Raw genomic sequence first — 14,291 nt, 5'->3', positions numbered from 1 at the left:
GATTGTGACAGATAAAGAAAAGCGTTTAGAGAGGCAGTCAAGAATCCGGAATTTCTCCATCATCGCCCACATAGACCACGGCAAATCGACCTTGGCGGATCGGATTTTAGAAAAAACATCGGCGATCACCCAGCGGGAAATGAAAGAACAATTGCTTGATTCAATGGACCTTGAACGCGAACGGGGAATTACCATCAAATTAAATTCCGTTCAGCTGAAATACAAAGCTAAAGACGGAGAAGAATATATATTCCATCTCATCGACACGCCCGGACACGTCGACTTTACATATGAAGTTTCGCGAAGCCTGGCTGCCTGTGAAGGCGCGATTCTCGTTGTTGATGCGGCTCAGGGAATAGAAGCGCAGACATTGGCGAACGTCTATCTGGCGCTTGATAATGATCTTGAGATTCTTCCTGTCATTAATAAAATCGATCTCCCGAGCGCAGAGCCAGAACGTGTGCGTCAAGAGGTTGAGGACGTTATCGGCCTTGACGCTTCAGACGCCGTCCTCGCTTCAGCGAAAGCGGGCATCGGCATCGAAGACATTTTAGAACAGATCGTAGAAAAAGTGCCGGCTCCCGCGGGAGATCCGGAAGCTCCGCTGAAAGCGCTCATCTTTGACTCGCTTTATGACGCGTACCGCGGAGTCGTCGCGTATATCAGAGTCGTAGAAGGAACAGTCAAACCGGGCCAGAAAATTAAAATGATGGCAACCGGAAAAGAGTTTGAAGTCATCGAAGTCGGCGTCTTCACGCCGAAAGCGCAGCCGGCTGACGAATTGACAGTCGGTGACGTAGGCTATTTGACAGCCGCAATCAAAAACGTCGGCGACACCCGTGTCGGTGATACGATCACGAGCGCGGTTAAGCCTGCGGCAGAAGCGCTTCCGGGCTACCGCAAACTCAATCCGATGGTATACTGCGGACTTTATCCGATTGACACAGCCAAATATAATGATTTGCGCGAGGCTCTGGAAAAACTTGAATTGAACGATTCATCTCTTCAATACGAGGCGGAGACGTCACAAGCCCTCGGCTTCGGCTTCCGCTGCGGTTTTTTAGGAATGCTTCACATGGAAATCATTCAGGAGCGGATTGAGCGTGAGTTTAAAATCGACCTGATCACAACGGCACCGAGTGTTATCTATGATGTGTATATGACAGACGGCGAAAAGGTTGTTGTCGACAACCCGTCAAACATGCCTGACCCGCAAAAAATAGAGCGGGTGGAAGAACCTTATGTCAAAGCGACGATGATGGTTCCGAACGATTACGTCGGAGCGGTTATGGAGCTTTGTCAGGGGAAACGGGGCAACTTTATCGATATGCAGTACTTAGACGCCAACCGGGTCAGCATTGTATATGAGATGCCTCTTGCGGAAATCGTATATGAATTTTTTGATCAGCTGAAATCCAGCACGAAAGGGTACGCCTCTTTCGATTACGAACTGATCGGCTACAAACCGTCTAAACTTGTCAAGATGGACATTATGCTGAACGGAGAAAAAATCGACGCCCTTTCATTTATCGTGCATCGCGATTACGCGTACGAACGCGGAAAAGTAATTGTGGAAAAACTGAAAGAGCTTATTCCGCGCCAGCACTTTGAAGTACCGATTCAAGCGGCGATCGGACAGAAAATCGTGGCCCGCTCAACCATTAAGGCCATGCGGAAAAACGTCCTTGCAAAATGTTACGGAGGAGACATCTCGCGGAAACGGAAGCTTCTTGAAAAACAAAAAGAAGGAAAACGCCGGATGAAGCAGGTCGGCTCAGTAGAAGTGCCGCAGGAAGCGTTTATGGCCGTTCTTAAAATGGATGACAGCCCGAAAAAATAACGGAAGCCGCCGCAGTCCCGCGCTGCGGCTTCTTTCTGTAAAGAAGAAGGTGTTTCAAAATGAAATCAGCTTATATTCATATTCCGTTTTGTGAGCATATCTGCCACTATTGCGATTTCAATAAATATTTTATTCAGAGCCAGCCTGTCGATGAGTACTTAAACTCACTCGAAAAGGAAATGATAAATACAATAGAACGGACGGGACGCCCTGATCTCCGCACGATTTTTATCGGGGGAGGCACGCCGACATCGCTCTCACCCGTCCAGCTGGAAAAATTGATGGATTCCATTCACCGCGTGCTGAAGCCTTCTGACGGACTCATAGAATTTGCCGCGGAAGCGAATCCGGATGATTTGTCTCCGGAAAAATTAAAAATCCTGAAAAATGCCGGTGTCAACCGGCTGAGCTTCGGTGTTCAAACCTTTGAAGATGAGCTTTTACAAAAAATCGGAAGAGTGCATAAACAAAAGGACGTATTCACTTCCTTTGAACGTGCGAGGGCTCTCGGCTTCGACAACATCAGTCTCGATTTAATGTTCGGCCTGCCGGGTCAGACGCTGGCCGATCTTGACAATTCCGTCAAAACGGCTTTGTCTCTTGATGCGGAGCACTATTCCGTTTACTCGCTGATCGTAGAGCCGAAAACGGTGTTTTATAATTTAATGCAAAAAGGCCGCCTGCATCTCCCCGCGCAAGAACATGAGGCCGAGATGTATGAAACAGTCATGAGGCAGATGAGTGAAGCGGGCATCCGTCAATACGAGATCAGTAACTTTGCAAAGCCCGGATACGAGTCGCAGCATAATCTGACGTATTGGAGCAATGAAGAGTATTTCGGTTTTGGCGCAGGCGCTCACGGATATATCAGCGGCACGCGCACCGTCAACGCCGGGCCTGTGAAACATTACATGCAGCTCATCGAAGAAAAGGGGCTGCCTTACCGTGACACGCACGAGGTGACACGTGAGGAGCAGATTGAAGAAGAAATGTTCCTCGGTCTCAGAAAAATGTCCGGCGTACAAAAGCAAGCTTTTCTCGATAAATTCGGACGATCGGTCGACGAACTGTTTCCCGATGTTCTCAAAGATTTAACCGAAAAAGGCCTGATCTGTGACACGGAAGAATCGGTTGCATTAACGCATGAGGGCAAATTATTAGGAAATGAGGTTTTTGGCGCTTTTTTGGGTGAGTTATAATTGACATTTTTCTTTTGGTTTGTTACTTTTGATATAGAATTAGCACTCGCTGACCTTGAGTGCTAACAGGGGTGATGATGATGTTAACAAATCGTCAGCTGTTGATCCTGCAAGTGATTATTAATGATTTTATACAATCAGCGCAGCCTGTAGGATCAAGAACTCTTTCAAAAAAAGACGAGATTACATTCAGCTCTGCAACGATCAGAAACGAGATGGCTGACTTGGAGGAATTGGGCTTTATTGAAAAAACCCATTCATCCTCAGGACGGATTCCGTCGGAAAAAGGGTACAGGTATTATGTCGATCATTTGCTGTCACCCGTCAAGCTGACAAAAACCGATCTGGATTTAATTCACTCGATATTTAAAGAAAAAATCTTCGAGCTGGAAAAAACAGTCCAAAAATCAGCGCAAATCCTGTCCGACCTGACAAACTACACATCGATTGTCCTCGGGCCGACGCTGTGCGAGAACTATCTTAAACAGATTCAAATCGTACCGATCCAGCCGGATAAGGCGGTCGCCATCCTCGTCACGAACACGGGGCATGTCGAAAACCGCACCATCAATTTCCCGGCTAAAGTGGATTTGGCCGATATTGAAAAACTGGTCAATATACTAAACGATCGATTGGCGGGCGTGCCGATGGACGAACTGAATGAGCGCATTTTCAAAGAGGTTGTCACATATTTAAGGCAGCATATCGCCAACTATGACAGCATACTTGAATCGCTCCGCTCCACATTCCATCCGGCGGCCCACGTTGAGAAATTGTTTTTCGGCGGAAAGATCAACATGCTGAATCAGCCGGAGTTCCATGATATTGAAAGGGTCCGCTCGCTCTTATCTTTAATTGAAAAAGAGCAGGATGTTCTGAAGCTGTTTCAGTCATCAAAAGCCGGGATTTCAATCAAAATCGGGAAAGAAAATGACTACGAAGAAATGGAAAACTGCAGTTTAATCACGGCCACCTATACAGTTGATACGAAACAGATCGGATCAATCGCCATTATCGGGCCGACGCGCATGAATTATTCAAGAGTCGTCAGCCTGCTGCAGCACGTGACTTCGGACTTGTCAAAAGCATTCACAAGTTTGTATGATGAATAAGGGAATTTTGGCAATCATTTTCAGTCATCTTTTTACAGCATTTGAGGGAGGTGAACACAATGTCAGAAGAAAAACAAACCGCAGAACAGGTTGAAGCAGCAGAACAAGAAGAAGTGACAGAACAGGCAGAACAAGCCGCTTCACAAGAGCAGCATGAAGAAACGGCAGGTCAGGAAGAAGCCCTTCAGCACCAAATTGATGAATTGCAGGGTTTGCTTGATGAAAAAGAAAACAAGCTTTTGCGTGTTCAAGCAGACTTTGAAAACTATAAACGACGCAGCCGCCTTGAGATGGAAGCTGCTCAGAAATACCGTTCTCAAAACGTCGTAACGGAAATCCTTCCGGCTCTCGACAACTTTGAACGGGCGTTACAGGTAGAAGCTGAAAGCGAGCAGACAAAAAGCTTGCTGCAAGGTATGGAAATGGTCCGCCGCCAGCTGATGGACGCACTTGAAAAAGAAGGCGTTGAAGCCATCGAAGCTGTCGGTCAGGAATTTGATCCGAACCTTCACCAAGCTGTCATGCAGGTGGAAGATGAAAACTTCGGCAGCAATATTGTTATCGAAGAACTGCAAAAAGGCTACAAACTGAAGGATCGCGTCATCCGTCCTTCAATGGTAAAAGTGAATCAATAACTACATAGCAGGAGGTAATTCAAAGTGAGTAAAGTAATCGGAATTGACTTGGGTACGACAAACTCATGTGTGGCAGTGCTTGAAGGCGGAGAGCCTACAGTTATCGCCAACGCTGAAGGAAACCGTACGACTCCGTCAGTCGTTGCATTTAAAAACGGCGAGCGCCAAGTAGGGGAAGTGGCAAAACGCCAATCCATCACAAACCCTAACACAATCATGTCTGTCAAACGCCATATGGGTACTGACTATAAAGTGGAAATCGAAGGAAAAGACTACACGCCTCAAGAGGTGTCAGCTATTATCCTTCAGCATCTGAAAGCATATGCTGAAAGCTACCTCGGCGAAACAGTTTCAAAAGCCGTTATCACGGTTCCTGCATACTTCAACGATGCAGAGCGCCAAGCGACAAAAGATGCCGGTAAAATCGCCGGTCTTGAAGTAGAGCGTATTATCAACGAGCCGACTGCAGCAGCGCTTGCATACGGACTTGATAAAACGGACGAAGACCAAACGATTCTTGTTTACGACCTTGGCGGCGGTACGTTTGACGTATCTGTTCTTGAACTTGGCGACGGCGTGTTTGAAGTCCGTTCAACTGCCGGTGACAACCGTCTTGGCGGAGACGACTTTGACCAAGTCATCATCGATCATCTCGTAGCAGAATTCAAAAAAGAAAACGGCATTGATCTTTCAAAAGACAAAATGGCGCTTCAGCGTTTGAAAGATGCGGCTGAGAAAGCGAAAAAAGATCTTTCCGGCGTTTCATCCACACAAATTTCTTTACCATTTATCACAGCGGGAGAAGCAGGTCCTCTTCACCTTGAGCTGACACTGACCCGCGCTAAATTCGAAGAGCTTTCCGCTCACCTTGTTGAGCGCACAATGGCTCCTGTCCGTCAGGCTCTTCAAGATGCGGATCTTTCTGCGAGCGAAATCGACAAAGTTATCCTTGTCGGCGGATCAACACGTATTCCAGCCGTACAGGAAGCAATCAAAAAAGAAACGGGTAAAGAAGCGCATAAAGGCGTAAACCCTGATGAAGTTGTAGCGCTGGGTGCAGCGATTCAAGGCGGCGTCATCACGGGAGACGTAAAAGACGTTGTTCTTCTTGACGTTACACCGCTTTCTCTCGGTATTGAAACAATGGGCGGCGTGTTCACGAAACTGATCGATCGCAACACGACAATTCCGACGAGCAAGTCTCAAGTATTCTCAACTGCAGCTGACAACCAAACGGCTGTTGACATTCACGTGCTTCAAGGTGAGCGCCCGATGTCTGCCGACAACAAAACGCTCGGCCGCTTCCAGCTTACTGATATCCCGCCTGCACCGCGCGGCGTACCGCAAATCGAAGTTTCTTTCGATATTGACAAAAACGGTATCGTAAACGTAAGAGCGAAAGACTTAGGCACAGGAAAAGAACAAAACATTACTATCAAATCTTCTTCAGGTCTTTCTGATGATGAGATCGAACGCATGGTAAAAGAAGCGGAAGAAAACGCTGACGCTGATGCGAAGAGAAAAGAAGAAATCGAAGTCCGCAACGAAGCTGACCAGCTTGTGTTCCAAACGGAAAAAACATTAAAAGATCTGGAAGGCAAAGTGGACGAAGAGCAAGTGAAAAAAGCAAACGACGCGAAAGACGCGCTGAAAGCCGCTATCGAGAAAAACGAAATTGAAGACATCAAAGCGAAAAAAGATGAGCTTCAAACAATCGTTCAAGAGCTTTCTATGAAGCTTTACGAAGAAGCGGCGAAAGCGCAGCAGGCTGAAGGCGGAGCAAACGCTGAAGGCAAAAAAGCGGATGACAACGTTGTCGATGCGGAATACGAAGAAGTAAAAGACGACGAAACGAAAAAATAAGTTCTGTCCCGCATGGCTATAGGCGGAAGAACACACAGCATATTCTGATTCAACAGACAGAAAGTCAAAGTCAGGCATCTCTTGGCTTTGACTTTTTTTCTTGCCCGGGATAAAAGGAATTGAAAAAACATAATTCAAAATGATACAATCTAATTTATGTGAGAAATTCGGGAGAGTGAAGCGAGATGAGTAAGCGTGATTACTATGAAGTGCTTGGGGTAAGTAAGAGCGCTTCAAAGGATGAAATCAAAAAAGCCTATCGGAAGCTTTCAAAAAAATATCATCCTGATATCAATAAAGAATCCGGAGCAGATGAAAAATTCAAAGAGGTAAAAGAAGCGTACGAAGCGCTCTCAGACGACCAAAAACGCGCTCAATATGACCAATTCGGCCATACAGACCCTAACCAGGGATTCGGCGGCGGTTTCGGAGGCGGCGGAGACTTCGGCGGCTTCGGTTTCGATGACATCTTCTCAAGCATCTTCGGAGGCGGCACGAGACGCCGTGACCCGAATGCGCCGCGGCAAGGCGCGGATCTGCAGTATACAATGACCCTGTCATTTGAAGACGCGGCTTTCGGGAAAGAAACGATCATTGAAATTCCGCGCGAAGAGAATTGCGAAACATGTAAAGGGTCTGGCGCGAAGCCGGGAACAAAGCCGGATACGTGCTCGCACTGCGGAGGTTCTGGCCAGCTGAACGTCGAACAGAACACGCCGTTTGGCAAAGTGGTTAACCGAAGAGTCTGCCACCACTGTGAAGGAACAGGAAAAATCATCAAAAACAAGTGTTCTGACTGCGGCGGCACGGGCAAAGTGAAAAAACGGAAAAAAATCAATGTCACGATTCCTGCCGGTGTGGATGACGGACAGCAGCTGCGCGTTCCGGGCCAAGGTGAACCGGGCGTAAACGGAGGGCCGGCGGGAGATCTGTTTGTCGTATTCCATGTGCGCGCCCACGAGTTCTTTGAGCGCGACGGAGACGATATTTATTGCGAAATGCCGTTAACGTTTGCCCAAGCGGCACTCGGAGACGAAGTGGAAGTGCCGACGCTTCACGGAAAAGTGAAATTGAAAATACCTGCCGGCACACAAACAGGCACGAAATTCAGATTAAGAGGCAAAGGCGTTCAGAACGTCCGGGGCTACGGACAAGGCGACCAGCACATTGTCGTCCGCGTCGTCACACCGACGAATCTGACAGACAAACAAAAAGACATCATCCGCGAGTTCGCTGAAGTCAGCGGAAACCTGCCGGATGAACAAGAAATGAGTTTCTTTGACAAAGTAAAACGCGCATTTAAAGGCGAGTAATGATTGGATAGGAGTTGGTAGTTTTGAAATGGTCCGAAATCAGCATTCACACAACACATGAAGCGGTCGAACCCATCTCAAATATTTTGCATGAAGCTGGTGCGAGCGGGGTTGTCATCGAAGATCCGCTTGATTTAATGAAAGAGCGTGAGAATGTTTACGGGGAAATCTACCAGCTCGACCCCAATGATTACCCCGATGAGGGTGTCATTGTCAAAGCGTATCTGCCGATCAACAGTTTCCTCGGCGAAACGGTGGACGGCATTAAAGAGACGATTAATAATCTGCTTTTGTACGACATTGATTTGGGCAGAAACACAATCACCATTTCTGAAGTTAATGAAGAAGAATGGGCGACAGCTTGGAAAAAGTATTATCATCCTGTGAAAATTTCTGAAAAGTTCACGATCGTTCCCACTTGGGAAACGTACACACCTGTTCATACAGATGAACTGATTATCGAAATGGATCCGGGTATGGCATTCGGTACGGGAACGCATCCGACAACCGTTCTGTGCATTCAGGCGCTTGAGCGTATCGTTCAAAAAGGCGACCGTGTCATTGATGTCGGCACCGGTTCAGGAATTTTAAGCATCGCGGCCGCCATGCTTGAGGCCGAATCGGTTCATGCGTATGACCTTGATCCGGTCGCTGTTGAAAGCGCGCGTCTGAATGTAAAATTGAACAAAGTGAGTGATACGGCTGAAGTGAAGCAGAACAATTTGTTAGACGGCATCACGGGCGAACATGATGTCATTGTCGCAAATATTTTGGCGGAAGTGATTCTCCGCTTTACATCACAGGCGTACGATCTGCTCAAAGACGGAGGCCATTTTATTACTTCAGGCATTATCGGCCAGAAAAAACAGGAAGTAAAAGAAGCGTTGGAAAAAGCCGGCTTTACCATCATAGAAATTCTGTCTATGGAAGATTGGGTCAGCATCATCGCGAAAAAATAACAGTTAGTAGGTGTCACAGCGTATGCAACGATATTTTATCGAGCTCACGAAGCAGGAGATGGACGAAACTCCTGATTTTCAAATCACGGGGGAAGACGTCCACCATATAGCGAACGTCATGAGAATGAGTGCGGGAGACCGGATTATCTGCTGTTCGAAAGACGGCCATGAAGCGTTATGCCTGCTTAAAGAGGTTTCTAAAGATCATATATCATGCAGCATTGCTGAATGGACGGGTGAAAACCGTGAACTGCCTTTGAAGATCAGGATCGCCAGCGGCCTCCCGAAAGGCGATAAGCTTGAATGGATTATCCAAAAAGGGACCGAGCTGGGGGCAAGTATGTTCATCCCTTTTCAGGGCGCCAGATCCGTCGTTAAGCTAGACGACAAAAAGGCAAAGAAAAAGCGGGAGAGATGGGCGAAAATCGCGAAGGAAGCGGCGGAGCAATCGTACCGCAATGAAATTCCCGAAGTGAAAACCGTTCATACGTTCCGGCAGCTGCTTGAAATGGCGGAGAATGTCGATAAATGTGTCGTTGCATACGAGGAGTCATCAAAGCAGGGAGAAACGGGCGCTTTCGCTGCGGAGCTCAAAAGCCTTCCGCAAGGTTCGTCTCTTTTAATCGTATTCGGCCCTGAAGGCGGTCTGACTGAGTCTGAAGTTCATCAGCTTTCAGAAAAAGGCGCCGTCTTATGCGGCCTCGGACCGAGAATTTTACGGACTGAAACTGCGCCTCTTTACGCGTTAAGCGCAGTTTCCTATCATACAGAGTTATTAAGAGGTGATCAGTAGTGGCAACTGTTGCTTTTCATACCCTTGGCTGCAAGGTCAACCATTATGAAACAGAAGCAATCTGGCAGCTGTTTAAAGATGCGGGTTATGAACGAAAAGAATTCGAACAGACAGCAGATGTATATGTCATTAATACATGTACGGTAACAAACACGGGAGATAAAAAAAGCCGTCAAGTCATCAGACGGGCGATCCGCCAAAATCCTGACGGCGTCATCTGCGTAACAGGGTGCTATGCGCAAACCTCTCCGGCGGAAATTATGGCCATCCCGGGTGTTGACATCGTCGTCGGCACGCAGGATCGTGAAAAAATGCTCGGTTACATTGAGCAGTACAGGGAAGAGCGTCAGCCGATCAACGGCGTCGGCAATATTATGAAAGCACGCGTGTTTGAAGAGCTGGATGTTCCCGCTTTTACTGACCGCACAAGAGCGTCGTTAAAAATCCAAGAGGGCTGCAACAACTTCTGTACGTTCTGCATTATCCCTTGGGCGCGCGGCCTGCTTCGTTCCCGCGATCCTGAAGAAGTCATTAAACAGGCGCAGCAGCTGGTGGATGCCGGCTATAAAGAAATCGTCCTGACGGGGATTCATACGGGCGGCTACGGCGAAGATATGAAAGATTATAATTTCGCCAAGCTTCTCCGCGAGCTGGATACGCGTGTAGAAGGACTGAAGCGGATCAGAATTTCATCTATTGAAGCAAGCCAAATCACTGATGAAGTGATTGAAGTGCTGGATGCGTCTGATAAAATCGTCCGTCACCTTCATATCCCGATTCAGTCAGGATCAAACACCGTTCTGAAACGGATGAGACGCAAATATACAATGGAATTTTTCGCGGACCGTTTAAATAAGCTGAAAGAAGCGCTGCCGGGTCTTGCCGTCACATCTGATGTCATCGTCGGTTTCCCGGGAGAAACGGAAGAAGAATTTATGGAAACATACCGGTTCATTAAAGAACATAAGTTTTCAGAGCTTCACGTATTCCCTTACAGCAAACGCACCGGAACACCTGCGGCCAGAATGGAAGACCAGGTTGACGAGAACGTGAAAAACGAACGGGTGCATAAGCTGATCGCGCTGTCTGACCAGCTTGCCAAAGAATACGCCTCCGATTATGAAGGAGAGGTTCTGGAAATCATTCCGGAAGAGGCGTTTAAAGAGTCTGATGAGGAGGGCATGTTCGTCGGCTATACGGACAATTACATGAAAGTCGTCTTCAAAGGCACGGAGGATGTAATCGGCAAACTTGTCAAAGTCAAAATTCAAAAAGCGGGCTATCCGTATAATGAAGGGCAATTCGTCCGCGTCGTTGAGGATGAAATGACCCGGAACATGCGCATGTCTTCATAACAGATAAAAAAACCGGTGCCTTCCCGCATCGGTTTTTTTACGGTTTCGGAGGAATCAGCCTGTCAATCAGCCGGTAAAACAAATGTGTGAACGGCAGAAACAATAAGGCGGTGACTACGTTAAATAACAGGCTGAAATGCGCAATCATCTGCGCGGGATCATCAGACAGGCGCTCCGTAAAACCTGCTGATGCGGACAGGAAGGGAAATACGAGCAGCACGCCGAGAATATTAAACACAACGTGAGCACCGGCGGTCTGTCTGGCGGCATAACCGCCTGAAACAGCAGCCATGACGGCCGTGACGCATGTCCCGATATTAGATCCCAGAACGACGCTGACCGCTTGTTCAATGCCGATCACCCCTTCGTTCATAAAACTCATCAAAATGCCGATGCAGACGGAGCTTGAATGAATGATTGCCGTCAGTATCATGCCGATAAAAAGAGCGGACCAGCTCGAATCATTCACATGTCGCAAAACCTCCGCCCCCGCCTTCATTTCTGTCAGCGGAACGGCGAGCCGGCTGAAGCATGTGATGCAAAAAAAGATGATGCCGAGACCGAGGAAGCTTATGCCGATCTGCCTGAACGGATATTTACGGAGGAGGATAAACACAAGGCCTCCGATAAAAAGCACCCAAATGAGCACATCCATCTTTATGGCTAAAAACTCCGTCGTAAACGTGGAGCCGACATTCGTGCCGAGAATCATCGGAATGGTCCGTTTAAAAGATAAAGCGCCTGCGCTGACAAAGCCGATGACAATGACCATGAAGGCTGAGCTGCTCTGAAGAAAACCAGTGAATACGATGCTTATGAGAAAAGCTTTCAAAGGGTGGTCGGTAAATAAGAGCAGGCTCTTCTCAATTTTTGAATACGTTAATGCGATCAGCCCCTGCCTGAGCAGGCTCATTCCGAGTAAAAAAATCAGGATAAGTGCGGTAAAGAGAATCAGTATCATCAAATGAAACACCCCTTTCCATCATTATATAGACAAGCAGCCTTATTCATGACGGAAAAGTGAGCTCGCTTAGTTGACCTGACTGATGGCTTATATTATAATGTCAAAGTACATGTTTATATATGTATCTTTTTAAAGGTAGTCGATTGGTGTATTCGGAGGGAGGGAAAGAGAATGTCAAAAACGGTCGTTAGAAAAAACGAATCGCTTGAAGATGCTCTTCGTCGCTTCAAACGCAGTGTATCAAAGACAGGTACTTTGCAAGAAGCAAGAAAGCGCGAATTTTATGAAAAACCTAGCGTAAAGCGCAAGAAAAAGTCAGAAGCTGCTAGAAAACGCAAATTCTAAAAGAGGGTGGATTTATGAGTCTTCTTGAGCGACTTAACCAAGATATGAAGCTGTATATGAAAAGCCGTGAGAAAGACAAACTGACTGTCGTTCGAATGGTGAAAGCTTCACTTCAAAACGAAGCAATTAAGCTTAAGAAAGACAGTTTGACCGAGGATGAGGAACTTACTGTCCTATCTCGTGAACTTAAGCAACGTAAAGACTCCCTCCATGAATTTTCAAACGCTAATCGTTTAGATTTAGTAGATAAAGTTCAAAAAGAGCTGGACATTTTAGAAGTTTATTTACCGAAGCAGCTTTCTGAAGAAGAGCTGCAGACAATCGTAAATGAAACCATCGCTGAAGTCGGTGCGAGCTCCAAAGCGGACATGGGCAAAGTGATGAGTGCTATTATGCCTAAAGTAAAAGGTAAAGCTGACGGCAGCGTAATTAACAGACTTGTCAGCAGTCAATTATCTTAATTGACAAGAAAAAAGACATCTTTCCTTGAGAGATGTCTTTTTTTATACATAAAAAAATGAAACTAAAGTACATTTGTTACGTATATAAAGAAGAACGAAACGGGAAGGAGGGTATATTTGCCTTGTTCCGAAAAAAAAACGGAATTGCTGTTGCTCTATTGGGCTTATTTGTATTATCTTTATTAGGGGTTCAATTGAACGCGAAAGCTGATCACCCATCGGTTTATGTCATCCCGGTTGAGAAAAATGTCGAACAGGGGCTCGCCTCGTTTTTATCGCGTTCTTTCAAAGAAGCGAAGGAGTCCGGCGCGTCACACATTATTCTTGACATCAATACACCGGGAGGCGCCGTTCAATCAGCCTTGGATATTGCGGATATCATCGGCCGCGCGGATGTGCCTGTTACCGCTTACGTTAATAAACGGGCGCTTTCTGCCGGAGCGTATATAGCGCTTCAGGCAGATGAAATCTATATGGCGCCGGGCGGAAAAATGGGTGCCGCAGCCATCATCGACGGAAAAGGAAACGCGGCGGACAAAAAGGCCCAATCACTGTGGCATGCAGAAATGGAGGACGCAGCGGTTAAAAACAACCGAAATCCGAAATACGCCCTGGCCATGGCAGATCCCGCCATTAATGCAAAGGAAGCGGGCGCCCCAAAGGGAAAACTGCTGACACTGACAGCTGAAAAAGCCAAGGAAGTCGGATATTCGGAGGGCACGGTTTCAGACCTTGATGCTTTATATACAAAGCTCGGTTTTGACAAAGCGGATGTTCACCATGCAAAAGAAGGTTTCGTCGGCAAACTGGGCAGATGGCTGACAAATCCGTTTGTTGTCCCCGTCTTATTAACGCTTGCTTTGCTTGGTTTGACCATTGAATTGTTCTCGCCGGGCCTCGGGATACCGGGTGCCGTCGGACTGACGGCCATGCTGCTGTTTTTCACCGGGCATATCGCTGCCGGATTCGCCGGCTATGACAGCGTATTCTTATTTTGCGCGGGCTTGGTTTTTATCCTTTTAGAGATATTTCTGCCCGGAGGCATAATCGGTCTTATCGGTATTGCAGGCGTCATCGCGAGCCTCTTTCTCGCTGCGGGCAGCTTTACCGTAATGGCGGTTTCTCTCTTGATCGCCATTGCTGTGTCTATTACAGCCTTTATCATATTAACAAGGGTGTTGGGGAAACGAATGAAATTCTTTAAAAAATTAATATTAACTGATTCAACAAGCACGGAGAGCGGTTATGTTTCAAATCAGAACCGGACGGAGCTGTTGGGAAAAGTCGGCGTTACCGCTACAGCCCTCAGACCGTCAGGCACCGTCATTATTGATGGTGAACGTCTGGATGTCGTCTCGGAAGGATCATTCACTGAGAAAGACAGACAGGTGAAAGTAGTGAAAGCGGAAGGCTCACGCATTGTCGTGAGAGAAATATAGATGATAACCTTGA

At 47.1% G+C, this 14,291-nt stretch carries 13 protein-coding genes; 12 read left to right on the top strand and 1 reads right to left on the bottom strand.

Going from position 1 to position 14,291, the window contains the following annotated elements:
* Positions 1 to 4: 4 nt before the first annotated feature.
* The 9 genes from lepA to mtaB all read left to right on the top strand — a co-directional run bounded on the left by lepA (position 5) and on the right by mtaB (position 11,069).
* A complete protein-coding gene (gene lepA, locus NQS30_RS05320; protein ID WP_007612672.1) occupies positions 5 to 1,840 on the top strand; it encodes a translation elongation factor 4 in 1,836 nt (611 codons plus the stop codon).
* Between the two features lie 59 nt (positions 1,841 to 1,899).
* A complete protein-coding gene (gene hemW / locus NQS30_RS05315; RefSeq protein WP_218791298.1) occupies positions 1,900 to 3,039 on the top strand; it encodes a radical SAM family heme chaperone HemW in 1,140 nt (379 codons plus the stop codon).
* An 80-nt stretch (positions 3,040 to 3,119) separates the two neighbouring features.
* Positions 3,120 to 4,151 (top strand): heat-inducible transcriptional repressor HrcA, encoded by a 1,032-nt coding sequence (gene hrcA / locus NQS30_RS05310; RefSeq protein WP_218791297.1) that lies wholly within the window; start codon positions 3,120 to 3,122, stop codon positions 4,149 to 4,151.
* A 59-nt stretch (positions 4,152 to 4,210) separates the two neighbouring features.
* On the top strand, positions 4,211 to 4,786 hold the full coding sequence (grpE, locus tag NQS30_RS05305; RefSeq protein ID WP_003152892.1) for a nucleotide exchange factor GrpE: 576 nt from the start codon (positions 4,211 to 4,213) through the stop codon (positions 4,784 to 4,786).
* Positions 4,787 to 4,810: 24 nt separating this feature from the next.
* Positions 4,811 to 6,649, top strand: coding sequence for a molecular chaperone DnaK (gene dnaK / locus NQS30_RS05300; RefSeq protein ID WP_007408273.1), 1,839 nt, complete (start codon positions 4,811 to 4,813; stop codon positions 6,647 to 6,649).
* 185 nt (positions 6,650 to 6,834) lie between these two features.
* Positions 6,835 to 7,962, top strand: a complete 1,128-nt coding sequence (gene dnaJ, locus NQS30_RS05295) for a molecular chaperone DnaJ (protein ID WP_003152895.1) — start codon at positions 6,835 to 6,837, stop codon at positions 7,960 to 7,962.
* A gap of 23 nt (positions 7,963 to 7,985) precedes the next feature.
* Positions 7,986 to 8,921: a 50S ribosomal protein L11 methyltransferase gene (prmA, locus tag NQS30_RS05290; protein WP_012118021.1), complete on the top strand. Its 936-nt coding sequence runs from the start codon at positions 7,986 to 7,988 to the stop codon at positions 8,919 to 8,921.
* Between the two features lie 22 nt (positions 8,922 to 8,943).
* Positions 8,944 to 9,714, top strand: a complete 771-nt coding sequence (locus tag NQS30_RS05285) for a 16S rRNA (uracil(1498)-N(3))-methyltransferase (protein WP_007408275.1) — start codon at positions 8,944 to 8,946, stop codon at positions 9,712 to 9,714.
* Positions 9,714 to 11,069 carry a tRNA (N(6)-L-threonylcarbamoyladenosine(37)-C(2))-methylthiotransferase MtaB gene (gene mtaB, locus NQS30_RS05280; protein ID WP_007408276.1) on the top strand — a complete coding sequence of 452 codons (1,356 nt, stop codon included), beginning with the start codon at positions 9,714 to 9,716 and terminating at the stop codon, positions 11,067 to 11,069. The genes NQS30_RS05285 and mtaB overlap by 1 nt, the downstream gene beginning before the upstream one ends.
* Before the next feature lie 37 nt (positions 11,070 to 11,106).
* On the opposite strand, the gene NQS30_RS05275 is transcribed toward mtaB, so the two are convergent.
* Complete coding sequence (locus NQS30_RS05275) at positions 11,107 to 12,033, bottom strand: Na/Pi symporter (RefSeq protein WP_015240237.1); 927 nt, start codon at positions 12,031 to 12,033, stop codon at positions 11,107 to 11,109.
* Positions 12,034 to 12,204: 171 nt separating this feature from the next.
* Here NQS30_RS05275 and rpsU point away from each other — a divergent pair, with 171 nt between their 5' ends.
* The 3 genes from rpsU to NQS30_RS05260 all read left to right on the top strand — a co-directional run bounded on the left by rpsU (position 12,205) and on the right by NQS30_RS05260 (position 14,278).
* Positions 12,205 to 12,378: a 30S ribosomal protein S21 gene (gene rpsU / locus NQS30_RS05270; protein ID WP_003152957.1), complete on the top strand. Its 174-nt coding sequence runs from the start codon at positions 12,205 to 12,207 to the stop codon at positions 12,376 to 12,378.
* Positions 12,379 to 12,392: 14 nt separating this feature from the next.
* Positions 12,393 to 12,839: a GatB/YqeY domain-containing protein gene (locus NQS30_RS05265; protein ID WP_007408278.1), complete on the top strand. Its 447-nt coding sequence runs from the start codon at positions 12,393 to 12,395 to the stop codon at positions 12,837 to 12,839.
* Between the two features lie 122 nt (positions 12,840 to 12,961).
* On the top strand, positions 12,962 to 14,278 hold the full coding sequence (locus tag NQS30_RS05260; RefSeq protein WP_069007152.1) for an NfeD family protein: 1,317 nt from the start codon (positions 12,962 to 12,964) through the stop codon (positions 14,276 to 14,278).
* The last annotated feature ends 13 nt before the right edge of the window (positions 14,279 to 14,291 follow it).

It is taken from the genome of Bacillus sp. B1(2022) (genome assembly GCF_040259625.1).
In the GTDB taxonomy this organism is placed as follows: Bacteria; Bacillota; Bacilli; order Bacillales; family Bacillaceae; genus Bacillus; species Bacillus velezensis.
This window is presented reverse-complemented; position numbering and strand designations above follow the sequence as displayed.